23 protein-coding genes are annotated in these 26,716 nt (G+C 68.0%); 18 read left to right on the forward strand and 5 right to left on the reverse strand.

What is annotated here, in order from left to right; all coding sequences use genetic code 11:
* Positions 1 to 120: 120 nt before the first annotated feature.
* From ACVDFE_RS35555 to ACVDFE_RS35605, 11 genes are all read left to right on the forward strand, one after another.
* Positions 121 to 1,362, forward strand: a complete 1,242-nt coding sequence (locus ACVDFE_RS35555; protein WP_360398861.1) for a cytochrome P450 — start codon at positions 121 to 123, stop codon at positions 1,360 to 1,362.
* Positions 1,363 to 1,390: 28 nt separating this feature from the next.
* Positions 1,391 to 2,632: a cytochrome P450 gene (locus ACVDFE_RS35560; protein WP_458433538.1), complete on the forward strand. Its 1,242-nt coding sequence runs from the start codon at positions 1,391 to 1,393 to the stop codon at positions 2,630 to 2,632.
* Positions 2,633 to 2,655: 23 nt separating this feature from the next.
* Positions 2,656 to 2,856 carry a ferredoxin gene (locus ACVDFE_RS35565; protein ID WP_360398867.1) on the forward strand — a complete coding sequence of 67 codons (201 nt, stop codon included), beginning with the start codon at positions 2,656 to 2,658 and terminating at the stop codon, positions 2,854 to 2,856.
* Between the two features lie 307 nt (positions 2,857 to 3,163).
* Entirely contained in the window at positions 3,164 to 4,939 is a 1,776-nt protein-coding gene (locus ACVDFE_RS35570) for a methylmalonyl-CoA mutase family protein (RefSeq protein WP_458433539.1), read from the forward strand.
* Positions 4,936 to 7,056, forward strand: coding sequence for a methylmalonyl-CoA mutase (gene scpA, locus ACVDFE_RS35575; RefSeq protein WP_458433540.1), 2,121 nt, complete (start codon positions 4,936 to 4,938; stop codon positions 7,054 to 7,056). The genes ACVDFE_RS35570 and scpA overlap by 4 nt, the downstream gene beginning before the upstream one ends.
* Before the next feature lie 17 nt (positions 7,057 to 7,073).
* Positions 7,074 to 7,286, forward strand: a complete 213-nt coding sequence (locus ACVDFE_RS35580; RefSeq protein ID WP_360402063.1) for a DUF5988 family protein — start codon at positions 7,074 to 7,076, stop codon at positions 7,284 to 7,286.
* 51 nt (positions 7,287 to 7,337) lie between these two features.
* On the forward strand, positions 7,338 to 8,822 hold the full coding sequence (locus ACVDFE_RS35585; RefSeq protein ID WP_458433541.1) for a DHA2 family efflux MFS transporter permease subunit: 1,485 nt from the start codon (positions 7,338 to 7,340) through the stop codon (positions 8,820 to 8,822).
* Positions 8,797 to 9,018: a helix-turn-helix domain-containing protein gene (locus tag ACVDFE_RS35590; protein ID WP_360402069.1), complete on the forward strand. Its 222-nt coding sequence runs from the start codon at positions 8,797 to 8,799 to the stop codon at positions 9,016 to 9,018. The genes ACVDFE_RS35585 and ACVDFE_RS35590 overlap by 26 nt, the downstream gene beginning before the upstream one ends.
* A gap of 1,445 nt (positions 9,019 to 10,463) precedes the next feature.
* Positions 10,464 to 11,414, forward strand: a complete 951-nt coding sequence (locus ACVDFE_RS35595) for an arabinan endo-1,5-alpha-L-arabinosidase (RefSeq protein ID WP_458433542.1) — start codon at positions 10,464 to 10,466, stop codon at positions 11,412 to 11,414.
* 45 nt (positions 11,415 to 11,459) lie between these two features.
* Entirely contained in the window at positions 11,460 to 12,956 is a 1,497-nt protein-coding gene (locus ACVDFE_RS35600) for a family 43 glycosylhydrolase (protein WP_458433543.1), read from the forward strand.
* 71 nt (positions 12,957 to 13,027) lie between these two features.
* Positions 13,028 to 14,410 (forward strand): glycoside hydrolase family 43 protein, encoded by a 1,383-nt coding sequence (locus ACVDFE_RS35605; protein WP_458433544.1) that lies wholly within the window; start codon positions 13,028 to 13,030, stop codon positions 14,408 to 14,410.
* Here ACVDFE_RS35605 and arfA read toward each other — a convergent pair.
* The 4 genes from arfA to ACVDFE_RS35625 form a co-directional block, all read right to left on the reverse strand.
* Positions 14,404 to 15,909, reverse strand: coding sequence for an arabinosylfuranosidase ArfA (gene arfA, locus ACVDFE_RS35610; RefSeq protein ID WP_360402081.1), 1,506 nt, complete (start codon positions 15,907 to 15,909; stop codon positions 14,404 to 14,406). The genes ACVDFE_RS35605 and arfA overlap by 7 nt on opposite strands.
* Positions 15,910 to 15,916: 7 nt before the next feature.
* Positions 15,917 to 16,780 (reverse strand): carbohydrate ABC transporter permease, encoded by an 864-nt coding sequence (locus ACVDFE_RS35615; protein WP_360402084.1) that lies wholly within the window; start codon positions 16,778 to 16,780, stop codon positions 15,917 to 15,919.
* Positions 16,777 to 17,742, reverse strand: coding sequence for a carbohydrate ABC transporter permease (locus tag ACVDFE_RS35620; RefSeq protein WP_458433545.1), 966 nt, complete (start codon positions 17,740 to 17,742; stop codon positions 16,777 to 16,779). The genes ACVDFE_RS35615 and ACVDFE_RS35620 overlap by 4 nt, the downstream gene beginning before the upstream one ends.
* A gap of 61 nt (positions 17,743 to 17,803) precedes the next feature.
* Complete coding sequence (locus ACVDFE_RS35625; RefSeq protein WP_360402090.1) at positions 17,804 to 19,099, reverse strand: ABC transporter substrate-binding protein; 1,296 nt, start codon at positions 19,097 to 19,099, stop codon at positions 17,804 to 17,806.
* A gap of 392 nt (positions 19,100 to 19,491) precedes the next feature.
* Between ACVDFE_RS35625 and ACVDFE_RS35630 the strand changes: the two genes are divergently transcribed.
* The 3 genes from ACVDFE_RS35630 to ACVDFE_RS35640 all read left to right on the forward strand — a co-directional run bounded on the left by ACVDFE_RS35630 (position 19,492) and on the right by ACVDFE_RS35640 (position 22,707).
* Positions 19,492 to 20,523, forward strand: a complete 1,032-nt coding sequence (locus ACVDFE_RS35630) for a LacI family DNA-binding transcriptional regulator (protein ID WP_360402093.1) — start codon at positions 19,492 to 19,494, stop codon at positions 20,521 to 20,523.
* 360 nt (positions 20,524 to 20,883) lie between these two features.
* The gene (locus ACVDFE_RS35635) at positions 20,884 to 21,474 is read left to right on the forward strand and encodes a hypothetical protein (RefSeq protein WP_458433546.1); all 591 of its coding nucleotides are present in this window, start codon (positions 20,884 to 20,886) and stop codon (positions 21,472 to 21,474) included.
* 444 nt (positions 21,475 to 21,918) lie between these two features.
* Positions 21,919 to 22,707: an ANTAR domain-containing protein gene (locus ACVDFE_RS35640; protein ID WP_458432142.1), complete on the forward strand. Its 789-nt coding sequence runs from the start codon at positions 21,919 to 21,921 to the stop codon at positions 22,705 to 22,707.
* 527 nt (positions 22,708 to 23,234) lie between these two features.
* Here ACVDFE_RS35640 and ACVDFE_RS35645 read toward each other — a convergent pair.
* Positions 23,235 to 23,831 carry a hypothetical protein gene (locus ACVDFE_RS35645; RefSeq protein ID WP_458433547.1) on the reverse strand — a complete coding sequence of 199 codons (597 nt, stop codon included), beginning with the start codon at positions 23,829 to 23,831 and terminating at the stop codon, positions 23,235 to 23,237.
* A gap of 240 nt (positions 23,832 to 24,071) precedes the next feature.
* On the opposite strand from ACVDFE_RS35645, the gene ACVDFE_RS35650 reads away from it, so the two are divergent.
* From ACVDFE_RS35650 to ACVDFE_RS35665, 4 genes are all read left to right on the forward strand, one after another.
* Positions 24,072 to 24,542 (forward strand): helix-turn-helix domain-containing protein, encoded by a 471-nt coding sequence (locus tag ACVDFE_RS35650; RefSeq protein WP_458433548.1) that lies wholly within the window; start codon positions 24,072 to 24,074, stop codon positions 24,540 to 24,542.
* A 50-nt stretch (positions 24,543 to 24,592) separates the two neighbouring features.
* Positions 24,593 to 24,838, forward strand: a complete 246-nt coding sequence (locus tag ACVDFE_RS35655; RefSeq protein ID WP_458433549.1) for a hypothetical protein — start codon at positions 24,593 to 24,595, stop codon at positions 24,836 to 24,838.
* Positions 24,839 to 24,865: 27 nt separating this feature from the next.
* Positions 24,866 to 25,306 carry a hypothetical protein gene (locus ACVDFE_RS35660; RefSeq protein WP_458433550.1) on the forward strand — a complete coding sequence of 147 codons (441 nt, stop codon included), beginning with the start codon at positions 24,866 to 24,868 and terminating at the stop codon, positions 25,304 to 25,306.
* Between the two features lie 551 nt (positions 25,307 to 25,857).
* A complete protein-coding gene (locus tag ACVDFE_RS35665; protein WP_458433551.1) occupies positions 25,858 to 26,586 on the forward strand; it encodes a calcium-binding protein in 729 nt (242 codons plus the stop codon).
* The last annotated feature ends 130 nt before the right edge of the window (positions 26,587 to 26,716 follow it).

A 26,716-nucleotide genomic window follows, 5' to 3' on the forward strand; every position in this document is an offset into this window, starting at 1 on the left:
ACGGACAGCGGTTTCTAGGGGCGATTAGGGGTGGGAGCGCTCTCCCCCTCTCCCTAGGTTGCGGACAGTGGCGTGCACCGCTGCCATCCCGTCCGTCTACCCCAGCGACGAGGACCTCCCATGGCTACCCCCGACTCCCCCTCCGCACCGGTCGGCGACTCCGATCTCCCGGACTTCCCGATGCGCAGGGCCTGTCCGTTCAGCCCGCCCGCCGAGTACGCGCGACTGCGCGAGACCGAGCCCGTCTCCAAGGCGAAGCTGAAGGTCAACGGCAAGCACACCTGGCTGGTGACCCGGCACGACCTGTACAAGAAGCTGCTGTCGGACTCGAGGGTGAGCTCGAACCTCAAGCTGCCCGGCTACCCGCTCCAGGTCCCGGTGCCCGACGAGATCCTCCAGCAGGTCCCGCACACCTTCCTGTCGCTGGACCCGCCGGAGCACTCCGTGCAGCGGCGCATGCTCACGCCGGAGTTCAGCGTGCGCAGGATGCGCCAGCTGCGCACCCGCGTGCAGGAGATCGTCGACGAGCGGGTGGACGAGCTGCTGGCCAAGGCGGGCGACGGCCCGGTGGACCTGGTGTCCGTGCTCGCGCTGCCGGTGCCCTCGCTGGTGATCTGCGAACTGCTCGGCGTGCCCTACGCCGACCACGGTCGCTTCGAGGCCTGGGCGTGGGCGATCATGAGCCACGAGCTGAGCGAGGAGGAACGCGGCCGCGCGCACTACGAGCTGGACCGCTACGTCGACGAGCTGGTCACGCTCAAGGAGTCGGAGCCGGGCGACGACATGATCAGCCGGCTGATCGCGTTCAACCGGGAGACCCCGTCGGTCACGCACTCCGAGCTCTCCAGCATGGCCAAGGTCATGCTGATCACCGGGCACGAGACGACGGCCAACATGATCGCCCTCGGCGTGCTCGCCCTGCTGGAGCACCCCGACCAGCTCGCCGCACTGCGCGCCGAGCCGGAGCTGATGACGACCGCGGTGGAAGAGCTGCTGCGGTACTTCTCCATCTCCGACGCGGGTACCGCGCGCGTGGCGATGGAGGACATCGAGCTCGGCGGGGTCACCATCCGCGCCGGTGAGGGCATCCTGCCGCTCAACCACGCCGCGAACCGCGACGTGAACGTCTTCGAGGACCCCGACCGGCTGGACGTGCGGCGCGAAGCGCGCAGCCACGTCGCCTTCGGCTACGGGGTGCACCAGTGCGTCGGGCAGAACCTCGCCCGCATGGAGCTGGAGATCGTGTACTCGACGCTGCTGCGCCGCGTGCCGGGGTTGCGCCTCGCCGCACCGCTGGAAGAACTGCGCTTCAAGGACGACGCCATCGTCTATGGCGTCTACGAGCTGCCCGTCCACTGCTGAGACCGCCCACGCCTTCCGAGAGGCAGTCATGACCGAATCGCTCCAGTCCCCCGGCACCGTCGGCGCAGAGCCAGAGCTGCCGCAGTTCCCGATGCGCCGCGAATGCCCGTTCAAGGAGCCGGCTGCCTACTCGGAGCTGCGGGAACGTGAACCCGTCTCACGGGCGACGGTGAAGGTCACCGGACGACCCGCGTGGTTGGTCACCCGGCACGCCGACGTCAAGCAGGTTCTCGGCGACCCGCGCGTCAGCTCGAACCTCAAGCTGCCCGGCTACCCGCACCAGTTCCACATCCCACCGGAGCTGCTGGCACAGGTGCGGCTGATGATGCTGTCGATGGACCCGCCGGACCACACCGCGCAGCGACGGATGCTGATCCCCGAGTTCACCGCCCGGCGCGTCCGTGAGATGCGCCCGCGCATCCAGCAGATCGTGGACGAGCGGATCGACGCGATGCTCGCGGCAGGCGGTCCTGCGGACCTGGTCACGGCACTCGCGCTGCCGGTGCCGTCACTGGTGATCTGCGAACTGCTCGGCGTGCCCTACGCCGACCACGCGCAGTTCGAGGAGTGGTCGGCGGCCATGATGAACCACGAGCTGAGCCCGGCCGAGTACGGCGCGGCCGTGCAGGCGTTGGACGCCTACCTCGACGGGCTGGTCACCGCCAAGGAGAAGGAGCCCGGTGACGACCTGATCAGCCGGTTCCTGGAGAAGAACCGGGTGGAGCAGGTCGCCGACCACCTCGACGTGGTCACGATGGCCCGGCTGATGCTCGTCGGCGGGCACGAGACGACGGCGAACATGATCTCCCTGGGCGTGCTGGCGCTGCTGGAGCACCCCGGGCTGTCCGAGGAGCTGCGCGCTGACCCGTCCCTGCTGCCCGGCGCGATCGAGGAGCTGCTGCGCACGTTCTCGATCTCCGACTCCGGCACCGCCAGGGTCGCGCTGGAGGACATCGAGGTCGGCGGCGTGACCATCCCGGCCGGCGACGGCATCCTCGCCCTGAACGGCGCCGCGAACCACGACGCGTCGGTGTTCCCCGACCCCGGCGTGATCGACCTCCACCGCAAGGAGGCCCGCAGCCACCTGGCCTTCGGTTTCGGCATCCACCAGTGCATCGGCGCCAACCTCGCCCGCGTCGAGCTCGAGGTCGTCTACGGAACGCTGCTCCAGCGGATTCCCGGGCTGAAACTGGCCGTACCCGCCGACCAGCTGCGCTACAAGGACGACGCGATGGTCTACGGCGTCTACGAACTTCCCGTCACCTGGTGAGGAACGGCAAGAGGAGCACCCTGATGCACGTCACCACCGACAGTGCCCGCTGCGTGGGCGCGGGTCAGTGCGCCATGGTCAGCCCCGAGGTGTTCGACCAGGACGACAACGGTCTGGTCGTCGTGCTCCAGGACCACCCCGCCGAGGACCTGCACGACTCGGTCCACCAGGCGGCGGACCTGTGTCCGGCGCGCACGATCGTCCTGAACACCGCGAGCGTCTGAAGTCTGGCGGCCGGGCGCTGTTCGAGTGGTTGTCCCAGCCACTCGAACGGTTCCCGCGCTCCTGTCCGCACTGGAGGCGGTGACCACCCCGCCGCCGCTCGCCTGCAGGTGTGGCATGGCGGCTTTGTGCATCGCGGCGAACGCGCGTTCATTGAGTCCACAATGGACATACGGACGTGATCTCGGCGAAAGCTTTGGGGACTCGGTTCTCCTGCACCGCACGCCGCTCGCGCTGACCGGCCCCGGCACCCCTAAGCGTTGTGGGATAGGGGTTGTCGAAGCCCGTAGTCGTGGAAAGACTCGACACATGATGGAGCTGGCAGCAGAGTTCCCAGCAGCGTCGTACGGACAGTGGCGCGATCTGGTCGACGCCGTGCTCCGCAAGTCGGGAGCGGACTTCGACTCACTGATCACCCGCATACCCGACGGCATCGACGTTCAGCCTCTCTACACCGACGCACCGGCGAGCTTTCCCTGCCTGGCACCGGTGAAGCAGGGCTGGGACATCCGCCAGCGCCACGCCGTGCCCGACCCGGTCGCGCTGATGAACGACCTCGAAGGCGGCGTCACGTCGTTGTGGCTGTCCGTACCGGCCGATTCCCTCAAGACCGTGCTGGCGGACGTCCACCTGGACCTGGCGCCGATCGTGCTGGACGGCTCGCCGGAGGTGGCCGTCGCCATGCTGCGGCTGTGGGGCCGGATCGCTCCGGAGTCCGTCCGCGGAAACCTCGCGCTCAGGCCGACCGGCGACGCACTCGACTTGATCACGCGGGTTTCCCGCACGTTCCCCGGTCTGCGGACGGTCGTTGTGGACGCGTTGCCGTTCCACGACGCGGGCGGGTCGGACGCGGAGGAACTGGGTGCGTCGCTGGCCTTGGCCGTGTCCTACCTGCGTGCTCTGGTTTCCGGTGGTCTGTCGGTCGAGTCGGCGTTCGCGCAGCTGGAGTTCCGCTTCGCGGCCACGGCGGACCAGTTCGCGACGATCGCGAAGCTGCGTGCGGCGCGCCGGTTGTGGGCGCGGGTGGCTGAGGTGTCGGGCGTGGACGTGCCGCAGGTGCAGCACGCGGTGACGTCGTCGGCGATGATGACGCGCCGTGATCCGTGGGTGAACATGCTGCGCACCACCGTCGCCACCCTGGCCGCCGGTCTGGGCGGTGCCGACGCGGTGACGGTGCAGCCGTTCGACGCGGCGATCGGGCTGCCGGACGAGTTCGCGCGCCGGATCGCGCGCAACACGCAGAACCTGCTGCTGGAGGAGTCGCACCTCGGCGCGGTGATCGACCCGGCGGCGGGGTCCTGGTACGTGGAGCAGCTGACCGAGTCGCTTGCCGTGGCGGCGTGGACGTGGTTCCAGGAGCTCGAACGGGCCGGTGGGCTGCCGGACGCCTCTGCGCTGGTCGCCTCGCGGATCGCGGAGACGTGGGCGCGGCGGTCGGCCCGGCTGGCGGACCGCAGCGACCCGATCACGGGGGTCAGCGAGTTCCCGGACCTGGCCGAGAAGCCCGTGGTCCGCCCGCCCCACGCACCCGCGCCTGCCTCGGCCTCCCCGGTGTCCGCGGCCCCGCCCTTCGGAATCGATACCGACTCGCAGGCCCCCAGGGGGGACGCACCCCCCATCCCGATCATCTCAGGCGGGTCTGACAGTTTCGGGCTGCCGCGGGTGCGTTATGCACAGGCCTTCGAGGAGCTGCGCGACCTCGCCGACGCCCAGCCCGAACGCCCCGTGGTCTTCCTCGCCACCCTGGGCCCGGTCGCCGCCCACACCGCACGCGCCACGTTCGCGGCCAACCTGTTCAACGCCGGCGGTTTCGCCACCCCGAGCGCGGGCCCGACGAAGACCGCCGACGAGGTGGCCGACCGGTTCCGGGGCTCGGGCGCCAAGATCGCGGTCGTGTGCGGCAGCGACTCCAGCTACGCCGAACTGGCCGTCGACACCGTCGAAGCGCTGCGGAAAGCCGGTGCGGCACGGGTGCTCCTGGCCGGCAAGAAGACCGATGCCGACGTCGACGGCCGCGTGTACGCGGGCTGTCCGGCGCTGGAGATCCTGAACAGCACCTACGAGCTCCTGGGAGTGCAGCGATGATCCCCGACTTCGCGGACGTCGACCTCGGCTCGCTCCCGTCGGCGAAGTACGAGACCGATCTGCCCGTGTGGGAGACGCCGGAGGGCATCGCGGTCAAGCCGGTCTACGGGCCGCAGGACCTCGACGGCCTCGACTTCCTGCGGACCTATCCCGGTGTCGCGCCGTTCCTGCGCGGCCCATATCCGACGATGTATGTCAACCAGCCGTGGACGGTGCGCCAGTACGCGGGGTTCTCGACGGCGGAGGAGTCGAACGCTTTCTACCGGCGCAACCTCGCGGCCGGTCAGAAGGGCTTGTCGGTGGCGTTCGACCTGGCCACGCACCGCGGCTACGACTCGGACCATCCGCGGGTGGCCGGTGACGTCGGCATGGCGGGGGTGGCGATCGACTCGATCTACGACATGCGCACCCTGTTCGACGGCATCCCGCTGGACAAGATGTCGGTGTCGATGACGATGAACGGCGCGGTGCTGCCGATCCTGGCCCTGTTCGTGGTGGCCGCGCAGGAGCAGGGGGTGCGGCCGGAGCAGCTCACGGGGACCATCCAGAACGACATCCTCAAGGAGTTCATGGTCCGCAACACCTACATCTACCCGCCCCAGCCGTCGATGCGGATCATCTCCGACATCTTCAGCCACACCTCCGAGCACATGCCGAAGTTCAACTCCATCTCGATCTCCGGCTACCACATGCAGGAAGCGGGCGCGACCGCCGACCTGGAACTCGCCTACACCCTCGCCGACGGCGTGGAGTACCTGCGCGCAGGCCAGGCAGCCGGGCTCGACGTCGACAGGTTCGCCCCGCGGCTGAGCTTCTTCTGGGCCATCGGCATGAACTTCTTCATGGAGATCGCCAAAATGCGGGCCGCGCGCCTGCTCTGGGCGAAGCTGGTCAACGAGTTCCAGCCGAAGAGCCAGAAGTCGCTCAGCCTGCGCACCCACTGCCAGACATCCGGCTGGTCGCTGACCGCGCAGGACGTGTTCAACAACGTCGCGCGCACCTGCGTCGAAGCGATGGCGGCGACGCAGGGCCACACGCAGTCGTTGCACACCAACGCACTCGACGAAGCGCTCGCACTGCCCACCGACTTCAGCGCCCGCATCGCCCGCAACACGCAGCTGCTGCTGCAACAGGAATCGGGCACCACGCGGGTGATCGACCCGTGGGGTGGCAGCGCCTACGTCGAACGGCTGACCGCCGAGCTGGCGGCGAAGGCGTGGGGGCACATCACCGAGGTCGAGAAGGCCGGCGGGATGGCCCGCGCGATCGACGAGGGCATCCCCAAGCTGCGCATCGAGGAAGCCGCCGCCCGCACGCAGGCGCGCATCGACTCCGGCCGCCAACCCGTGATCGGCGTCAACAAGTACCCGGTGACCGGCGACGAGCAGATCGAGGTCCTCAAGGTCGACAACGCCGGCGTGCGCGCACAGCAACTGGAGAAACTGCGCCGCCTCCGCGAAGAACGCGACCAGTCCGCCGTGGACAGTGCCCTCGACGCCCTGACGAACGCGGCAGGCGGCGGGGGCAACCTGCTGGAGCTGGCGATCAACGCCGCCCGCGCCAAAGCCACCGTCGGCGAGATCTCCGAGGCGCTGGGCAAGGTGTGGGGCCGGCACTCCGCGCAGATCCGCACCATTTCCGGTGTCTACCGGCAGGAGGTCGGCCCAGTGTCCAACGTGGACGCCTGCCGCGAGGTCGTCGACACGTTCGCCGAACAGGAAGGCCGCCGGCCGCGCATCCTGGTCGCCAAGATGGGCCAGGACGGGCACGACCGCGGCCAGAAGGTGATCGCCACGGCGTTCGCCGACCTCGGCTTCGACGTCGACGTCGGCCCGCTGTTCCAGACACCCGACGAAGTCGCCCGCCAGGCCGTCGAGGCCGACGTGCACATCGTCGGCGTCTCCTCCCTCGCCGCCGGGCACCTCACGCTGGTGCCCGCGCTGCGCGAGGAGCTGGCCAAGCTCGACCGCGCCGACATCATGATCGTCGTCGGCGGCGTCATCCCGCCACAGGACTTCGACGAGCTGCACGCGGCCGGAGCGGCGGCGATCTTCCCACCCGGCACCGTCATCGCGGACGCCGCCAAGGACCTGCTCCAGAAACTGATCGTCCTATGAGAAACCAGAGGGTTCCGATGAACATCCAGATCCAGGCGCTCGACCAAGGCAACCACATCCACGTCGTGCTGGAGGGCGGTCCGGGGAACATCACCATCCCGGAACAGGTCACCGTCGACCGAGGGAAGATCAAGCTGCCGTGCCGCGGCGGTCACGAGCACTTCGAGCGGGTGTCCGAGGACAAGCCCTCGGTCTTCCGCTGGACCATGCGCACCTCGCTCGCCGAGTGAGCAGCGGTCTGAGGAAGTGGCCGTGCAGGGTGGACAAGAGTTGGGATGACCATGGGGTCGAAGATCGGCACGACTGACACGTCGAACCCAGGCGGCGGACCTGCGGGCCCGGGAACAGGTGCGACGCCGCAGCCGGTGGTGAATGCCAGGCTGGTGATCTGGCTGCTGGCCGGCTCGGTGTTCGTGATGATCCTGAACGAGACGATCATGAGCGTCGCACTGCCGGTGCTGATCGTCCAACTGCAGGTGTCCACGGGCACTGCTCAATGGCTGACCAGTGGCTTCCTGCTGACGATGGCGGTGGTCATCCCGATCACCGGCTTCCTGCTGCGGCGCTTCCCCGCACGGGCGGTCTACCTGACGGCGATGAGCCTGTTCTCGATCGGGACGCTGCTGGCGGCGCTTGCACCGGGCTTCGGTGTGCTGCTGGCAGCGCGGGTCGTGCAGGCGAGCGGGACGGCGGTGATGACGCCGCTGCTGATGACCACGATCCTGACCCTGGTCCCGGCCGAGCGCCGAGGTCAAACCATGGGCACGCTCACGATCGTGACCGCGGTGGCGCCGGCCGTCGGCCCGACGCTGTCCGGCGTGGTCCTTTCGACTCTGGGCTGGCGCTGGCTGTTCTGGGTCGTGCTGCCGATCGCGCTGGTAGCGCTCGCGGTGGGCGCCATCTGGCTGCGCCTGCGTGACGAGCGCACCGACCCGGTACGCCTCGACGTGCTGTCCGTGCCGCTGTCCGCGGTGGCGTTCGCCGGGCTGGTGCTCGGGCTGTCGCTGATCGGGGAGAGGGCGCACGGTGCGGGAAATGGGATTCCGCCATGGGTGCCACTGGTCCTCGGCGCGGTGTCGATGGTCGCGTTCGTTGCCCGCCAGCTGCACCTGCAACGCCGGGGGCGGGCGCTGCTGGACCTGCGCCCGTTCTCCGATCGGCGCTTCACGGTGTCGCTGGTGCTGATCATGGTCGGGTTCATGTCGATGTTCGGCATGATCATCCTGCTGCCGCTGTACATCCAGAACGTGCAGGAACGCAGTGCGTTCGTGGCCGGGTTGATGCTCCTGCCGGGGGGCCTGCTGATGGGCGTCCTCGGCCCGATCATCGGGCGTGCTTACGACCGCTACGGCGCCCGGTACCTGGTCGTATCCGGTGCGGTCCTGCTGAGCGCGGCGCTGTGGACGATGTCGACCCTCGACGCCGAATCCTCGATCTGGGAGGTCGTGCTCCTCTACACCGCGGTCACGGCCGCCCTGTCCGCGATGTTCACACCCCTGATGACCGACTCGCTGGCCACCCTGCCCACCGACCTGTACTCCCACGGCAGCGCGATCCTGGCAACGATCCAGCAGGTCGCCGGCGCGGCCGGCACGGCGCTGTTCGTGACCGTGGTGACGCTGTCGTCGGTCACCGGCGGGACACCGGACGTTCCTGGAGTGCAGACAGCGTTCAGGGTCGCCGCAGCAATCTCGGTGGTGGTCGTGCTGGCGTCGTTCCTGACCAGCCCGAAGCCCTGGGTTGATCGCGGAGACGCCGGCCTCTGACCGACAGAACGGTTGTGCGGGATGTCGCTGTGTCCAAACCCCGCTCCAGGAGCTCCGCGGCCATGTCGTGCGGGTCGCTCGTGACCGCGAGCCTGGTGTGACGGTCGAGCAGATCGCCGAAGATTTCGGGGTGCGCCCGACAACGTTGTTCAAGTGGCTGCGCCGAGCTCGGTGCGAGCCGGGCTGGTTCGGCTGAGCTGCGTGAGGCGTGTGCGCCGATCAAGCTGCTGGAGCAGGGGAACGAGGTGCTGCGCCGTCGCCGCCCTGTTGGGCGTTGGCCATCCACGTCGTCGTGCTGGTCGCGGAGATCTGCGTGCTGCTCGTCCTCGGGGCTTAACTCATCGACGCCAGCACACTGGTCGCTGCGACGCTGGGGCCTGCTCGCACCCAAAAAGCCCACTGACCTGGGCTTTCATCCAGAATCAGCGGGCTGGTTCAGACCGTCGGGACGACAGGATTTGAACCTGCGGCCCCTTGATCCGCAGGGTGGATCGGATTATGTCGTGACCTGCGGATACGTTGAATCGGCAGGTCATGGCGGCACAGTTGGACGCACTTGAGTGCAGCTTGATCCTGTTGCCACGCCTTGACTTCTCCCAATTTGCTCCCATCTTTCCCCATGACGCGTCCGTGTCGACCGCGGTGGCGCGCGGTTGGTGGTCGACCTGATTCCCACGTGCCGCATGGCGCACCGGCCGAGATCACCGTGACGCATGACCTGGCCGGCACGCCCTTGAGGATCGTGCTATCAGCGAGCGTGTCGTAGAACCACTCCGACTGCGGGGGTCGGCCTCAGAGTCATCACGCGTGCTCGTCTTGCGACCTAGCGCGTCATAGGTGTACGGCCAAATCTGTCCTTCGCCCGGTTCGGCGGCAGACGCATCCAGCTCTGGGCAACGAATCCGGTTGGCCGGAACGACGAGAAAAGGTCAGCACTCGCGACAACGTGGACAGCGCCGGCTTGAGGTGGCACCAACGCTCGACGCGAAGCACTCAACCTGGACGCCGAGCTCGACGAGGCGATGGCGTTGTTCTGGTGGCGAGATGCGGTGTCGGCAGGCGTCTGGGACATCGTCACCGCGACCGGCCTCAACCGATCAAGGTCTTCGATGTCCGCGGAGCAGCTGCCGAGCATGAGCAGGTGCGCACCTGCCCGGGAGAGCCGCGGCGCCGCCAGATCCCACAGCACCCGCCGATGTGATCGCTAACATCACGCCGCCGGGCCAGTTCGTCCCCGTTTTAGTTGATCATCAGTTTCCGCAGCTCAACAGTGTTTCGAAACTTGCATGGTCGAAAAATTCGACATCACAACCGCTGTTAGCGATAACAGAAGGTCTTGTCGACCGTGCCGGTCCTCGATATCGTGCTAAAAGCGCATCCGGAGTTATAGCCCGGAACACGACCGGTGGTGCACTCAGGTTCCCGCTCGCGAGGAGGCGAGGCATGGGCTCACTCCCGCGGACGACTTTCCGGGCTGCCGACGTCCTGGTCCTGCGCAGATCACCACACCGGCACCGGACGTTCTTCCGCTTGCGCTGACACCGCTCGACTCCACCAGCCGAGACCGCGCCGCTCCGGATCGGCAGGAACCCGCGCCGCCGCAACCACTCGCCAGAAATCGAGGACATCGTGGTCTCATCGATGAAACGCGTTCTGATACCCCTGCTGGCTTTGGCCGTCACCGTTGCGGTGACACCGTCCGCGTCGGCGGCCTACCCCGCCCCAGGCCGGGTCACCGGTGACATCGGCGTGCACGACCCGAGTACCGTCAAGCGCTCGGACGGCAGCTACCTGCTCGCGCACACCGGCAACGGAATCGCGCTCAAGACCTCCACCGACCGCACCGCGTTCCGCAACGCCGGCGCCGCCTTCCCCAACGGCACGCCATGGGCCAACACCTACACCGCGAACAGCCGCAACCTCTGGGCGCCGGACATCTCCTACCGCAGCGGCCAGTACTGGATGTACTACTCGGCCTCGACGTTCGGCTCGAACCGATCGGCGATCTTCCTGGCCACCAGCCCCAGCGGCAACTCCGGCACGTGGACCAACCGCGGTCTGGTCGTCGAGTCGCGCACCAGCGACAACTTCAACGCCATCGACCCCGACCTCGTCATCGACGACCAGGGCCGCTGGTGGCTGAGCTTCGGCTCCTTCTGGTCCGGCATCAAGATGATCGCGCTCAACCCGTCGACCGGTCTGCGTTCCGACTCCACGATCCGCGCGCTCGCCGGTCGCAACGGCGGCGCGATCGAGGCGCCGAACATCGTGAAGCGCGGCAGCTACTACTACCTCTTCGTCTCGTTCGACCGCTGCTGTCAGGGCGTCGCCAGCACCTACCGCGTCATGGTCGGCCGCTCCACCAGTGTCACCGGCCCCTACGTCGACCGCAACGGCACGGCGCTGACCTCCGGCGGCGGCACCGAGGTCCTCGCCGGTCAGGGCAGCATCCACGGTCCGGGGCACCAGGACGTGCTGGCCGACAGCGACAGCGACGTGCTGGTCTACCACTACTACGCGGACAACGGCGCATCCCTGCTCGGCATCAACCTGCTGGCGATCGACTCCGCCGGCTGGCCCTACGTCCGCTGATCGAACGCAACCGACACCCGTGCAGCGGCCCGCAGGGGGAAAAGCATGATCTCGACCATCAGCCGCCGTGAACGACGGCGAACCACCCTCGTCCTGCTCGCCACCACCGCGTTGCTCGGCGGGATCACCTCCGCCCTGCCACCGGCGGTGTCGGCGGCCACAGTGGACACCAACGCGTCGTACGTGCTGGTCAATCGCAACAGCGGCAAGGCCATGGACGTCTATGACCTCGCTACGAACGACGGCGCCCGGATCGCGCAGTACACGCGCAACGACGGGGCGTGGCAGCAGTGGCAGTTCGTCGACTCCGGCGGCGGCTACTACCGGCTCAAGTCCAGGCACAGCAACAAGGTCCTTCAGTTCTCGGGCGGCTCGACCGCTGACGCCGCTGACCTGGTGCAGTGGACCGACAGCAACGCGACCAGTCAGCAGTTCCGGCTCGCGGACTCGTCCGGTGGGTACGTGCGGCTCCTCAACCGCAACAGCGGCAAGGCCGTGGAGACCTACGAGTGGTCCACCGCCGACGGTGCCAGGGTCGTGCAGTGGCCGGACACCGGGGGCGCGAACCAGCAGTGGCAGCTGGTGAAGCTGGGCGCTCCGGCGGCGGGAACGTTCACCAACCCGATCAAGCGCAACGGCCCTGACCCGTGGCTGCAGTACCACAACGGGTACTACTACCTGGCGACGACGACGTGGAACTCCACGATCACCATGCGGCGGTCGCGCACCCTCGCCGGGCTGTCGAGCGCCGCCGACCAAGTGATCTTCAACCTGGCAGGCCGCCCGAACGGGTGCTGCAACATGTGGGCACCGGAGTTCCACCTGCTGAACGGCCGCTGGTACTTCTACTACGTCGCCGGGCAGAACGTGCCGGACTACAACCCCACCCAACGGCTGCACGTGCTGGAGTCCTCCGGCACCGATCCCATGGGGCCCTACAGCTTCAAGGCCGACCTGGGCAACACCTGGGAGCTGGACCCGAGCATCCTGCAGCACGGCGGCAAGCTGTACCTGATGGGCAGCGCGATGGACGGCACCCAGTCGCTGACCATCACCCCGATGTCGAACCCCTACACGCTCAGCGGCGCGCGGCGCACGATCAGCCAGCCGACGCTGTCCTGGGAGCGGCAGACGGGTGCGGTCAACGAGGGCGCGGAGCCGCTGTACCGCGACGGGAAGACGATGATCGTGTACTCGGCCAGCGCGTGCTGGGGTCCCGACTACAAGCTGGGACTGCTCACGCTCACCGGCTCCGACCCGCTCAACCGGTCGCACTGGACGAAGTCGCCGAACCCGGTGTTCCAGCGCAACGACGGCAACGGCGTGTTCGCCCCCGGCCACAACGGGTTCTTCAAGTCGCCCGACGGCACCGAGGACTGGATCGTCTACCACGCCAACGACAGCGCCTCCGGTGGCTGTGACATGAACCGGTCGACGCGTGCCCAGAAATTCACCTGGAACTCCGACGGCACGCCGAACTTCGGCACCCCGGTCCGCCTCGGCACGCAGCTCGCCGCTCCATCCGGCGAACCCGCGGCCTGACCGACCACCCCTCCGATGGCCGGCGGCCCTCGCCGCCGGCCATCCCCCACCGCTCCCGACAGGAGACGTCCGTGCTGCAACGACGCACTTTTCTCGCCGGTGGAGTGGCCTCAGTCGCCCTGGCAGGCGCGAACCGGCTCCCCGCGCTCGCCGCACCGGGTGACACCGCCTACGTGATGGGCTACTTCACCGAGTCGCCCGGCAAGGTCGCCGACCGGTACGCCCTGCACCTGGCGGTGAGCACCGACGGCCTGAACTGGATGCCGCTCAACCAGGGCAACCCGGTGGCCACTCCCACCGCGGGCACCAGGGGCCTGCGGGACCCGTTCATCATGCGCAAGCAGAACGGCGGGTTCGTCGTGCTGGCCACCGACCTGACCGGCACCGACTTCACCCGCCAGAACCAGTACATCCACGCCTGGGACTCGGCCGACCTGCGGTCGTTCACCGGGTACCGGAGGCTGAAGATGCACTCCATGCCGACCCACACGTGGGCACCGGAGGCGTTCTGGGACGCCTCGCGCAACCAGCACGGCATCCTCTATTCCGCCAACAGCGGCGGCCGTGACGCCTTCTACGTCAACTACACCAAGGACTTCGTCAACGTCGGCACCCCGCAGCTGTTCTTCGACCCCGGCTTCAACGTCCTCGACGCCACCGTGCACGTCGGCAACGGGGTCAACTACCTGTACTACAAGAGCTTCAGCGACGGCCGCCTCTACGGCGCCCGGTCCGCCACGCTCACCCCGCGCAGCTTCGACCGGGGCACCTACACCGCCGGCGTGGTGAGCGGCGGAATCGAGGCCCCGATCGTGGTGAAGGCCCACGACCGCAACGAATGGTGGCTGTGGGGCGACTCGTTCTCCCCCGTCAACGGCGAGCTGTACGCCTGGCGCTCTGCCGACATCGCCACCGACTCGTGGTCGCCGCTGACCAAGGCCCAGTACACCCAGCCGCTCAACGCCAAGCACCCCACCATCTGCGGCATCACCGCGACCGAGTACAACGGCCTGGTCAACCGCTGGGGTGCGCCCGCCTGGAACCGGATCAAGTCCTACAACTTCTCCGATCACCTCATCCGGCACTCCGGTAACGCCGCCCGCATCGACCCCTATCCGTTCGACCCGTACCAGGACGCGATGTGGCAGCTCGTCCCGGGCCTGGCGGCCTCGGCCGGCATCTCGTTCCGCTCGGTCAACTACCCGGACCGCTACCTGCGCCACGCCGACTACGCGCTCGTCCTGGCGGCGAACGACGGCAGCGCGACCTTCGCCGCCGACGCCACCTTCCACCGGGTCGCGGGACTCGCCGACCCGGCGTGGACCTCGTTCCGCTCCCACAACTTCCCCGACCGCCACATCCGGCACTCCGGGTACGTCCTGCGCATCGACCCGATCTCGACCGGGTCGGCGGCGGCCGACCGCCAGGACGCCACCTTCCGCGTCGGCTACTGACCGCCAGTGAGGCGGACGGCGGTCCAGGACCTGGGCGGCAGGACCACGTGCAGGGCGCCGTCGGCGACGTCGGCTTGCCGCGGTCGTGGGACGACACGGTCAGGATCGGCCTCGGTGTTGGTCGCCGCACCGTCCTCGTCGTGCACGGACCACGCCTCGGCCACCGCCACCTCCCCGAACGCCGACAGGTCCGCACGGAGCTCCACCGGTTCGGTCTGGTGCCGGTTGACCGCGAACACCACCGTGTCGCCCGTTCCTGGGTCGTGCGTCGCGACCGCGTCCACGACGGGGACGTCACCGAAGCGCTTGGTCGAGTACACCGGCGAGGACGTCTCCACCCGCAGCACCTGCCCGCGCGCCAGCCGCGAGGTCAACGCGAACGGGTGGAAGATCGTCTGCCGCCACGCCGGCCCGCCCGGCTCGCTGCGGATCGGCGCGATCACGTTGACCAGCTGTGCCTGGCACGCCACGGCCACCCGGTCGCTGTGCCGCAGCAACGACATCAGCAGGTTGCCGACGACGACCGCGTCGTTCACGTCGTACTGGTCCTCGATGACCCGCGGCGCGACCTCCCACTCGGTGCGCGGCGTGTCGTGGAACCGCTGCATGTACCAGACGTTCCACTCGTCGAACGACAACGTGATCCGCTTGTCGCTCTTCAGCCGCGCGCCGACCGCGTCCGCCGTGGCGACGACCCTGTCGATGAACCGGTCCATGTCCACCGCGGAGGCGAGGAAGCTGTCCACGTCACCGTCCAGCACCTCGTAGTAGGCGTGCAGGGAGATGTGGTCCACCTCCTCGTACGCCAGCTCCAGCACGATGGACTCCCACTCGCCGAAGGTGGGCATGGCCGAGTTCGAGCTGCCGCACGCCACCAGTTCCAGGTCCGGCTCGGCCTGCCGCAACGCACGGGCCGTCTCGGCGGCCAGCCGTCCGTACTCGTGCGCGGTCTTGTGGCCGAGCTGCCACGGACCGTCCAGCTCGTTGCCCAGGCACCACAACTTCACCCCGTGCGGCGCCTCGGACCCGTTCGCCCTGCGCAGCTCCGACAGGTGCGTACCGCCTTCGTGGTTCATGTACTCGTGCACGTCGAGCGCTTCGGCGACACCGCGGGTGCCGAGGTTCACCGCGTACATCACCTCGACATCGGCCTTGCGTGCCCAGCGGACGAACTCGTCGATGCCGACCTCGTTCGTCTCGAGGCTGTGCCACGCGAGCTCGCGGCGCACCGGCCGCCCGGCGACCGGGCCGACGCCGTCCTCCCAGCGGTAGCCGGAGACGAAGTTGCCGCCGGGATACCGGACCAGCTCGACCCCGAGCTCACGGGTCAGTTCCAGCACGTCGCCCCGGAAGCCGTCCTCGTCGGCGGTTGGATGCCCTGGCTCGTAGATGCCGGTGTAGACGCAGCGGCCCATGTGTTCGACGAACGACCCGAAGAGCCGGCGTCGCACCGGCGCGATGACGTAGTGGGGATTGAGGACCAGGGAAGCGTTGAGCACGGTTCTCCTACTTCAGAGCGCCTGCCGCCGCCCCGCTGCGCCAGAAGCGCTGCAACAGGACGAAGGCGATGACGAGCGGGACGATGGCCAGCAGAGAGCCGGTGACGACGAGGTTGAACAGCATCCGGTTCCCGGCGTCCTGCTGCGCGGTGTTGAACCAGGTGGTCAGTCCGACGGTCAGCGGGTACAGGTCGGCGTCGCTGAGCATCACCAGCGGCAGGAAGTAGTTGTTCCACGTCGCGACCAGGGTGAACAGGAAGACGGTGACGAGGGCGGGACGCATCATCGGCAGCACGATCTGCCAGAAGATGCGCAGCTCGCTCGCCCGGTCGATCCGGGCGGCGTCGATCAGCTCCGCCGGCACGCTCTCGTCCACGTAGACGCGGACCAGGTACGCACCGAACGGGCTGAGCAGCGACGGCAGGACGACCGCCCACATGGTGTTGACGAGGTCGAGCTCGGACAGGATCAGGTACGTCGGCAGCACCAGCGCGGTGGCCGGCACCATGATCATGCCGAGCAGCGCGGTCTCGAAGAACCGCTTGCCCAGGAACGTGAACCGCGCCAGCCCGTAGCCCGCGGCGGCGGCGAGCGCGGTCGCGCCCAGAGCGCTGAGCCCCGAGTACAACGCCGTGTTGACCAGCCACCCGCCGTAGACGCCGCCGTCCTCGTGGAACAGCTGCTCGATGTTCTCCAGCAGGTTGAAGTCGGCGAACCACAGCGCCGGGCTGTCGAGCAGGTCCGGCTGGCTCTTGGTGGCCGCGATGACCACCCAGAGCAGTGGCACCAGGAAGTACAGGATGCCCGCGCCCATCAGCACATGTGGAAGCCAGGTCTTCGCCGTCGTGTCGCCGGCTGTGCCGCTGGTCATGAGTGTGCTCCCCGCCTGCGGCTGACGAACACGAACGCGTAGGCCACCACGAACACCAGGAAACCGAGCGCGAACGAGAGTGCGGCCGAGTAGTTGAAGTCCGAGTAGGCGAAGGCCTGGTTGTAGGCGTAGAGGTTCGGCGTGTAGCCGGCCGAGACCTGCGGCGCGAACCGGGCCATGATCTGCGGTTCGGTGAAGAACTGCATGGTGCCGATGACGGTGAAGATCACGGCCAGCGAGATGGCCTGCCTGATCGCGGGAACCTTGACCCGCAACGCGATCTGCACCGGCGTCGCCCCGTCGATGACCGCGGCCTCGTACATCTCGCGCGGCACGCCCTGCAACGCCGAGTACAGGATGATCATGTTGTAACCGGTCCACGCCCAGGTCACGATGTTGCCGAGCGACACCAGCAGCAGCGAGGAGCTGAAGAAGTCGATCGGGTCGCCGCCGACGAGCGTCGGCAGATCCGCGAACGGACCGAACGTGCGGCTGTACAGGAAGCCCCACATGAGCGCGCCGACGACGGCCGGCACGGCGTAGGGCATGAACGCGATGAGCCGGAACGCCAGGGCGAACCTGGTCGTGACGGCGTCGAGCGTCAACGCTCCGGCCAGCGCGATGCCCAGCATGACGGGGATCTGCACCAGTCCGAAGAGGACGACCCGCAGCAGGCCGTCCAGCAGCACCGGATCGGTGAACGCGCGCACGTAGTTGCCGATGCCGGTGAACCGGGTGCCGAGCGCGAGGCTCTTGCTGGACAGGCTGAGCCAGAACGCATAACCGAGTGGCACGACCAGAAACGCCACGACGACGAGGAAGAACGGCAGTACGAACAGCGCTCCGGCCACCGGGTGCTCGGTGACCCGGCGCGGCTTGCGCCGTGGCCGGTGCTCGACCGGACGGGGAGACGGCGGCAGGTCGTCGGCCGCGGGTGCCGTGATCGGTGATGACCGCGTCACGGGAAACCTCCTGGACTGGGGGTCTGCCGCGACCCGTGGGTCGCGGCAGACCTCGGGTGCACTAACGGCTGACCTTGAAGCCCTGCTTCTCGGCGTACGCGATGACGTTCTTCTGCGTCTCCCCCAGCACCGTGCTCCACCGCCTGCTGCCCGACATCGCCTCGGCGGTGCGGTCGTTCAGGTCCTTGAAGACGAAGTCCTGGAACGGCGTGTACTGGAACTCACCGAGCTTCTGCGACACCGGCACGAAGATCTCGTTCACCTTCTGCCCGTTGAAGAAGTCGTACGCCTTGCCGGTGAACGCCGGGTCGGCCGCGACCTCCTTCGCCAGCGGGTAGAGGAACGCCTTGTTCAGCCCGATGTCCCACGCGGCCTTCGAGCGGCCGAACAGCTCGCGGGCCACCGTGGTCGCTGCCTTCGGGTTCTTGGCCTGCTTGGTCACGGTGAACGTCGAACCGCCCCAGTCGCCCTGCTCGTCGGCGCCCGCGGTCCACTGCGGCATCGGCGCGACCGCCCACTTGCCCGCGGTGTTCTTGAGCGAGCCGGCCACGTATCCGGGTGTCCAGCCGGCCGCGGCCCAGGTCCAGTACTTGCCGGAGTCGAGCGCCGCGGTGGCGTCGGCGGTGAAGAACTTGTCCTGGGCCATCTGCCCCTTGCTCACCAGGTCGCCGTACAGGTTGACGACCTTCTCGCACTCGGGTGCGGTCAGGTTGATCTTCACCTGGTCCTTGGCCTTGGCCTGCGAGTAGCCGTACGGCCGGCAACCCGCCTGCCACATCAGCCCGTTGAGCCAGCCGCCGTCGCTGCCGAAGCTCGCGATGTAGGCGTTCGGATCGACGGCCTTGATCTTCGCGGCCGCGTCGGCGTACTCCTGCCAGGTCGTCGGCACCGGGATGCCGTGCTGGTCGAAGAGGTCTTTGCGGTACATCAGCGCCATCGGTCCGCCGTCCACCGGGATGGCGTAGACCTTGTCGCCGTCGGTGGCCTGGCTCCACGCCCATTCGGCGTAGAGGCTCTTGTCGTCGTTGGCGCCGTGCTGCCCCATGTCCACCAGTGCGTCGAGGATGACGAACGTCGGGATCTGCTGGAACTCGACCATCGCGACGTCCGGCGCGCCCTTGCCGGCGGTGAACGCCGTCTTCAGCTTGGCGTACTGGTCCGGGCCGGTGCCGACGTTGGTCCAGTCGACCTGGATGTCGTCGTGGGAGGCGTTGAACGCGTCGACCACGGCCTTGAACTCCGGGTACCAGGCCCAGACCGACACGCGCACGGGTCCGTCGGCGTCGTCCACGGCACCGCCGCACGCGGCCACGGCGAGCAGGCCGGTGGCGACGAGCCCTGCACGGAGTTTCGCCATCCATCTGGTGCCGAGCATGAGTAGCGCCTTTCCGTCGCGGCATGCGTCAGTGCATGCTCGATCGCCGTCACGGTGAGTGATCGGAAATGCGGTGACCCCGTGAGGCACGAACCGAGGACCGCTGAGGTCGTGAGGTGCTGCACCACGGTTGGCGGGAGGGAGCGGATCGACCGGTACTGCCACCGTGGCGGTTGGGTCTTGCTGCGCTGCAAAGCACTATGTACTGGCTTTTGCCGCGCTGCAAGACCCAATCTGACGTAGTTCGAGCCAGATGCGGGTGCGGTCCCACGACACTCGGAAGACCGGGACTTGTCGTGGCGGGGATCGGCAGGCACACTGCGCTGCAGCGCTGCAGCGGTGGGCCGCCGCGCCGGTCTCGACGGAGTGAGTACATGCGCGATGCCACGCTGCGTGACGTTGCTGAGCTGGCTGGTGTGTCCGCACGCACGGTGTCTAACGTGGTCAACGGCTACGCCCCGGTCACCGACCCCACCCGCGAGAAGGTCGAGAAGGCGATCAAGGAGTTGGGCTACCGGCCCAACGTGCTGGCCCGCAACCTGGCGAACGGCCGGTCAGGGCAGATCGCGGTGGTGGTTCCCTTCCTGGACGTGCCCTACTTCTCCGAGCTGCTGCAGGCGATCATCCCGAAGGCCCGTGAGCGGGGCTACCACGTGCTGATCGACCAGACCGACGGCGATCCCACCCACGAGCGAGAACTGATCCGGCGCGGCGCACGGGCGGCCCTGTTCGACGGGATGATCTACAGCCCGCTCGGCCTCGCGCAGGAGGACCTGGCCGAGAGCGACCCGACGTTCCCGCTCGTCCTGCTCGGTGAGCGGTCGTCCAACGCTTTCTTCGACCATGTCGGCATCGACGACGTCGAGGCATCCCGTGCGGCCACAGCGCATCTGATCGGCCTGGGCAGGCGCCGGATCGCCGCGATAGGCGATCAGCCGTACCCGACCGGCGAGGCGGCGCAGTTGCGCACCCTCGGGTACCGGCAGGCCCACGCGGACGCCGGTCTCCCGGTCGACGAGTCGCTGATCGTCCAGACGCGCCGGTTCAACCGCGCCGCCGGTGCGGCCGCCATGCGGGCGTTGCTCGATCGGGACGACCCACCGGACGCCGTTTTCGGCTACAACGACACCGTGGCGCTCGGCGCGTTGCACGAGGTGCTGGAACGCGGGCTGCGCGTGCCCGAGGACATCGCGGTGATCGGCTACGACGACATCGAGGAAGGCCGTTACGCCAACCCGGCGATCAGCACCATCTCGCCGGACAAGGACGCCATCGCCACAACAGCGGTGGAACGGCTGCTCCTGCGCATCGGCAGCACGGATCCACTGCCCGGCATAGAGGTGCGCGCCCCGCACCGGTTGATCGCCCGCCACAGCACGCTGGGGCGCGCACCTCGCGTCAAGTGATGGACGAGCCGTTGCCGGTCGCGAAGCAGCCGTTCGGCACATCGGCGAACGCGGCTCCTGGCCGGAAGGCCTCCGGGAGGTCCGTCTCCAGGAACTCGGCAGCCTCGTGCGGAGTGGCGAACCTCGGCTGGCTCGGTCACGGCGATCCACTGCTCGCACAGGCGCCAGAACGCGTAGAGGAACCGCATCGCGAAGCTGTCGTCGTGGTCCTCGATCTCGCTGCCCAGCGTGTGCTCACCGATCACCCGATCCTCATCGATTCCCAGTTGGTGCCGGGGTCGGCTGTCACGCGCGCGAGACCAAACCACCCCTGGACGACAGCACCGCTGCTCCGCCTCATCCTTCGGTGGTTCCGAACCCGTGCGTGGACACGGCGGAGCCGGGCGGGACACCGCACAGGGCGGCACCGTCCGCTACCCGACCTCGGGCTTCCTCGACCGGGTCACCAAGGAACTGGTCATCAACGTCGTCAGCCTGCTCAACCGCAGCCGCTACTCCATGACCCACCACACCGTCATCGGCTACAACACCCTGTCCGAGCTGCTGCCCCACCCCGACCCCGACACCCGCGCCGAGCAGGCCGAGGCAATGCTGCTGCACCTGGTCGACGACCACGGCAACCCCACCTTCGACCGCCCCGGCGCACCGCCCTGCACCGACACCCCCGCCTACCACAACGCCTACGCCACCGGCATGCTCGTCGAACTGACCTGGCTCACCGTTCACTTCAGCGGCCTGCTCAACGTCTGGTTCACCGTTCTGCACACCTTCGACGAAGCCAGCGCCGCCGACGACGAAATCGACTTCATCACCGTCTACAACACCACCGTCCCCGCCGCCATCCGGCGCCGCAACAACGCCCTCCTCGGCGCCACGGGCTGGGGCGACCGGCCACTCAACGGAACCGGACCGGCGCCGGCGGTGTCCTCCGTCGAAGCGCTGACGCCGTGACCTCCCTCGGCCGCGACCGATTCGGCCTGCCCGACTCGCTGCAGGCGCGGGACGCGGCCGTGGTGAAGCGGTTCACGATCGACGTGGCCAACGGCGGGCTGTGACGGTCATGACTCGCCTCTGCCGCGACGAGGAAGCCGCTGTGCGGTCCGGCGGAAGCTGCGATTTCTGCGTCGATCTGATCAACGCAGGATTGGATCAGCGCCGCAGGGGTATGGAAGGGGCGCCGTAGCACGTGCGCGTGAACACGGTGGGCCGCTTTCGGGCGGGCCGGCCGGCTCCGGCGCGGGGACAGTTGAAACTGTGCAGCTTCCCCGCGCCGGTTCCGGTTCGCTCGCGCGGCCCGTTGGCCGTGGTTGTGTCGTGATCATTGCGTACCATGCCCTGACGACGTCAAGCAGCGGCGCCGTAGATCAGTTCCTCTGAGCTACGAGGTGCGGCGGCATGGCCGATGAGACGAACGCGTCCGAGACGTCCGCGGCCGAGCCGGGCGGCGGTAGTCGTCCTGATGCCCTGAGCAGACTCGACGAGACCGCCGAGGCGGTGACGGTGCTGCGGGACTACTTCACCGACGAGGAGCCGCTCGACAACGCGTTGCAGAGGCTGGCCGACACCGCGAGCAGGGCGATCCCGGATGCCGACTCGGTGACGGTGTCGCTGATGGATCCGGCGCGGCCGCGCACTGCCGCCTCCACGAGCCCCGAGTTGATCGAAGTCGACGAGAAGCAGTACGCCGCTGACCGGGGCCCGTGCCTGGAGTCCGCGCGCACCCTGCGGCCTGTGCGGGCTGTCGTCGGCGAGCACCTCGACGAGTGGCCGGAGTTCGAGGCAGCCGCCGCGGCGCACGCGATCCGCGCCTACCTGTCCGTGCCGGTGCTGCTGCCCTCCTCGAACTCCTCCGACGAAAAGCACCTCGGTTCACTCAACATCTACAGCCACACGGCCGCGGCCTTCGACCCCTTCGACGAAGGGCTCATGCGGCTGTTCACGACAGCCGCGTCGGTCACGATCGCCAGCGCCCAGCGCTGGCAACGCTCACGAGACCACATCGACAGCCTGGAGAAGGCCCTCGCCTCCCGGGCCGTCATCGACCAGGCCAAAGGTGTGCTGATGGCCGTGCACTCCTGCAGCGCCGACGAAGCCTTCACGATGCTCGTGCAGCGCTCGCAGCACGAGAACGTCAAACTCCGCGACGTAGCCAAGAACCTCCTCGACTCGGTCGCCGGTTCCTGAACGGTCGGCGCCGTTCGCGGCAGACGGGCAACACCTCGCCCCGCCAGCTATTCGTCCTGGGTTCTCAAGCGTTCTGAGGCGCCGCTGATGAAGCTCTCCGCCGTCGACCGTGGCCTCGAGTGATGTGCGGCGGCGGCGCCGGGAAAGCGGGGATCGTGGACGCGCGAACTGTTCGCCCGCATGCGGTGCGCTGGTGGGCGTGTCAATGAGCAAGGCGACGTCTGGGCGCACGTCGCCGACTCCCTCCACGCTGAAGACGCAACTCGCCGGTTTCGTGGGAGCTCCACCTCAAAACTCGGCATACTGATGGGGCTCTGCCGAAACATCGGGCCGACCGCTATCCGCACCTGGACCCATTACCTGATCAAGGTTGCGTGACGCAGCACTAGCTGGGTCTTTCAGCTCAGGCTGAGGCGCGTTGACGGAGGTTTCTGCGAGGGCTTCCCATCCCGCAGAGCCCAACCGTGGGGCGGACCCGGTCGGCGCGGTGCTCATGGCTCATCCGTGCCGAGCGGTGCGTGGTCCCCCTACCCTTCCCGGTTCGACCAGGACAGGAAATCCGACCAGAACGCTGCTGTGGCGGCAACGACGTGCCGCTCCTCGTCGGCTCTGCCCTGCGGGCCGCCGAACTCCTGGTGCACGTAGTCGATGAGGTCGTACCCGTAGGGGATGATGTCGGCGCCGCGGATCGACAACACCGGGTGAGCGAATGTCGCCTGGCCCGCGGGCAGGTAGCGATGGGAGTAGACCGGAACCAGCTGCGGCACTGACGCCAAGTGCGCCCTCGCGCCGGCTACGGCGTCGGTCCGCCGGGCAGGGCGCGTGCCCCAGCTCGGATGCCAGAAGTCCGCCTCCGCCACCGCGAATACCACGTCCTCGACCGGTCTGTCGAGCCAGGAACGAAGCTGCGCGGCGTTGCCGTGACGCCAGTCGGGCCATGCCCCTCCCGTGGGCAGCCCCGCCGCGAGAAAAGCGCGGTGGTCGTCGGCGAACGCGAACCCGAACCGCGCTTCGATACCGGTCAACTCCTGCTCCGTCAACCCTGGGCGGATCTCGGCGCGTCCGAGCCGGGCCAGCAGGCGTGCGGCCTTGGCGCCGAGACTCACCCCGAACGGATTGATCATTTGTGCAGGTTACAGCCCCATGGCGTGCAATCAGGGCCCAAGAGCTGCGAGTTCGTCGACGCGCAGAAGATGTACGACGCGCATCGGAGCGATCGTCAGCACCGCACTCGCCCCGCTCGACATGGGAGGACCAGCCTGGACCGTCAGCAGACCGAGCCGATCACCGGGTCAACGTTCCGAGATGCGGCACCAGTAGTGTCGCTGCTTAGTTATGGCGCGTTTGGCTGGGAGGCTGTTGTCATGGCCTCCCAGTTGAAGCGGCCGGTGACGTTGTCGGCGCGGGATCGTGAAGAGCTGATCCGGCTGACCACCACTGGTGTGCACTCAGCCTCAGCGATCAGGCGGGCGCGGGTACTGCTCGCGCTGGACACCTCGGCAGGTGAGCCCGATCCGAAGGAAGTGATCGCAGATCGGCTCGGGGTCTCGGGTGAGATGCTGCGGCTGGTCGCCAAGCGATTCGCCGAGACCGGCGGTGATGTCCTGGCCACGATCGGACGCAAGAAGCGTGACCTTCCGCCGGTGCCCTCGCCGGTCACCGGTGAGGTCGAAGCCCGGTTGATCGCCCTGGCGTGCTCGCAGCCGCCGGCGGGGCATGCTCGATGGTCGTTGCGGCTGCTGGAAAAACACGTCGAGCTCACCGAGGACATCCCGAACCTGGACCACTCGACCATCGGCCGGGTTTTGAAAAAACAGAACTGCGTCCTCATCTGAGGAAGTGCTGGAACATCCCGCCGAAGGCGAACGCGGAGTTCGCAGCCCGCATGGAAGACGTCCTCGCCGTCTACGCCCGCCCGCACGACCCTGCCCGCCCGGTCGTGTGCATGGACGAGAAGCCCTTCCAGTTCCTTGGCGAGGTCCGCGACCCGCTGCCGGCCCGGCCGGGCCGCGATGCCCGCCAGGACAGTGAGTACGTCCGGTGCGGCACCTGCTCGATCTTCGTGTGGGCAGAACCGCTGCGTGGCTGGCGCCGCGTGCATGCCCTGGCCCAGCGCACCAAACTCGACTGAGCAGGGCAGGTCAAACACCTACTGACCGTGGACTATCCCGACGCCGAGACCGTCGTGCTGGTCATGGACAACCTCAACACCCACGGCATCGCCTCGCTCTACGAAGCCTTCGACCCCGGCGAGGCCTTCGCCCTGGCTCAGCGACTCGAGATCCACCACACCCAAACACGGGTCCTGGCTGCTCCTGCCACCGGTTCGCAAGCGCCCTCGTCCAACGCCAGTGCCGACGCCGCCGGCCGCACCGGCGCCACCGATACCACCGGCACCCGCGCCACCGGCGACGAGACCGCTGTTACCTCCGAGGCCGCCAAGACCGCCGTTGCCGCCCTTGCCCGCGGTGCGCACGACGGTATCGCTACCGGCGCCGCCGGTGACGGTCCCGGCGTTGCCGGTAAAGCCGTCCCACCGCGGTGCCCAGGTCGACCAGGGCCCGGCCCGTCGTACTGGTACGTGCTGTCGATCCCTTGACCGACCTTTCACTCTGAAGTGAGCCCGGGACTGAGGTCTCCTCTGCCACCGCCTGCCTTGCTTTCGCCCGCCTGACCTCCCACACGCCACGAAAATATCACCGAAACAGCGGACGGAAATTACGGAGGCGCGAATTACGAGAACAGCGGCAACGATCAACCGGTACTAGCCTGCGATCTTCACCGGGACGTTGACCAAATCTGTGGGACAACCTCGGTTCCAAGCCATGAGGAAATATGTGTTCCATAGTGTCTGATCAGGTTTTTCACCAAGCCCACCACAATCAACTTCCGCACAGGTGGGCCATTTAGGGGACGGCGGTAACGGTCGGCGCATCTGAAGGAGTACACTTCGGTCTGTTACCCCGGACCTCGGTGACGTGACATGACCCGCGATGATCATGGGTACAGATCACGAGCCGAGGTTTTCGTATGTGCGAGTAGCCGCACAGGCTGCTTCGGCAAGGTCTCCGCGCGTCGCTCGCGCACTCTTCTCCGCTGGCGCGTCCGCGCTGTGCGGCTATGAACAAATCGTGTTCGGGAAATGAAGACATGAGGATCCAGCAGAGTCAGATCCGCCGGGTGATCGTCGCCGCGGTGGCCGGAGTTCTCGCGGTCCCCGGCTTGTGGGCGGTCGCTCCACTGACCGCCCAGGCCGCCGTCAACTGCGTCGTGAGCGCCGGTGTGACCCAGACCGACACCGTCGTGATTGGAAGTCCCGGCAACGACACGATCGACTGCGGCGGAACGGATCCCGCCAAGACGATCCGCGGCAACGGTGGCAACGACACCATCACCGGCTCAGCGCTCGACGACACGATCGACGGCGGCGACGGCAACGACACCCTCACCGGCGGCACCGGCAACGACACCCTCACCGGCGGCCTGGGCATCGACACGATCTCCGGCAGCGCGGGCACCGACACCCTCATCGGCGCTTCCGTCGACGGCAGCCAGGACAGCCTCGACGGTGGCCTCGGCGTCGACACCTGCCAGGGGCCCGCACCGGACCCCGACATCCACGCCAGCTGCGAGAACACCAGCACCCCGCCGGCAACGGGCCCCGGCTCGGGCACGGGAAACGCAACCGCACTGTGCATCGTGACCGGCGGCGTGCTCACCCTCACCGTGAACCCGGTGGGATATGTCTGCGTGTTCAACCCCCTCAGCCCGGCGAACCGCCGCGTCCAGGAAGCCCGCAGCATCTGCACCGGAGCCGGAGGAACGTTCGTGAGCCTGCTCCCCCTGAGCTACACCTGCCTCCTACCGACCACGCCATGAGGTATCCGCCCCACGAACTGATCCAGTCGCTGGGCATCCGAGCGAGGAGAGAAGTCAGGCCCTGATCCCGTCCCGAGAGGGCCCCGGGCTCCGCGGAGGCCAGGGTCCTCGTGCCGAACGCACCTGTCAG

This window comes from Lentzea chajnantorensis, assembly GCF_054300775.1.

What these genes read in the sequence shown, in the direction of transcription:
- ACVDFE_RS35555 (WP_360398861.1), top strand. Translation starts at nt 121, where the DNA reads ATGGCTACCCCCGACTCCCCCTCCGCACCGGTCGGCGACTCCGATCTC.
- ACVDFE_RS35560 (WP_458433538.1), top strand. Translation starts at nt 1,391, where the DNA reads ATGACCGAATCGCTCCAGTCCCCCGGCACCGTCGGCGCAGAGCCAGAG.
- ACVDFE_RS35565 (WP_360398867.1), top strand. Translation starts at nt 2,656, where the DNA reads ATGCACGTCACCACCGACAGTGCCCGCTGCGTGGGCGCGGGTCAGTGC.
- ACVDFE_RS35570 (WP_458433539.1), top strand. Translation starts at nt 3,164, where the DNA reads ATGATGGAGCTGGCAGCAGAGTTCCCAGCAGCGTCGTACGGACAGTGG.
- scpA (WP_458433540.1), top strand. Translation starts at nt 4,936, where the DNA reads ATGATCCCCGACTTCGCGGACGTCGACCTCGGCTCGCTCCCGTCGGCG.
- ACVDFE_RS35580 (WP_360402063.1), top strand. Translation starts at nt 7,074, where the DNA reads ATGAACATCCAGATCCAGGCGCTCGACCAAGGCAACCACATCCACGTC.
- ACVDFE_RS35585 (WP_458433541.1), top strand. Translation starts at nt 7,338, where the DNA reads ATGGGGTCGAAGATCGGCACGACTGACACGTCGAACCCAGGCGGCGGA.
- ACVDFE_RS35595 (WP_458433542.1), top strand. Translation starts at nt 10,464, where the DNA reads ATGAAACGCGTTCTGATACCCCTGCTGGCTTTGGCCGTCACCGTTGCG.
- ACVDFE_RS35600 (WP_458433543.1), top strand. Translation starts at nt 11,460, where the DNA reads ATGATCTCGACCATCAGCCGCCGTGAACGACGGCGAACCACCCTCGTC.
- ACVDFE_RS35615 (WP_360402084.1), bottom strand. Translation starts at nt 16,780, where the DNA reads ATGACCAGCGGCACAGCCGGCGACACGACGGCGAAGACCTGGCTTCCA.
- ACVDFE_RS35625 (WP_360402090.1), bottom strand. Translation starts at nt 19,099, where the DNA reads ATGGCGAAACTCCGTGCAGGGCTCGTCGCCACCGGCCTGCTCGCCGTG.
- ACVDFE_RS35630 (WP_360402093.1), top strand. Translation starts at nt 19,492, where the DNA reads ATGCGCGATGCCACGCTGCGTGACGTTGCTGAGCTGGCTGGTGTGTCC.
- ACVDFE_RS35640 (WP_458432142.1), top strand. Translation starts at nt 21,919, where the DNA reads ATGGCCGATGAGACGAACGCGTCCGAGACGTCCGCGGCCGAGCCGGGC.
- ACVDFE_RS35645 (WP_458433547.1), bottom strand. Translation starts at nt 23,831, where the DNA reads ATGATCAATCCGTTCGGGGTGAGTCTCGGCGCCAAGGCCGCACGCCTG.
- ACVDFE_RS35650 (WP_458433548.1), top strand. Translation starts at nt 24,072, where the DNA reads ATGGCCTCCCAGTTGAAGCGGCCGGTGACGTTGTCGGCGCGGGATCGT.
- ACVDFE_RS35655 (WP_458433549.1), top strand. Translation starts at nt 24,593, where the DNA reads ATGGAAGACGTCCTCGCCGTCTACGCCCGCCCGCACGACCCTGCCCGC.
- ACVDFE_RS35665 (WP_458433551.1), top strand. Translation starts at nt 25,858, where the DNA reads ATGAGGATCCAGCAGAGTCAGATCCGCCGGGTGATCGTCGCCGCGGTG.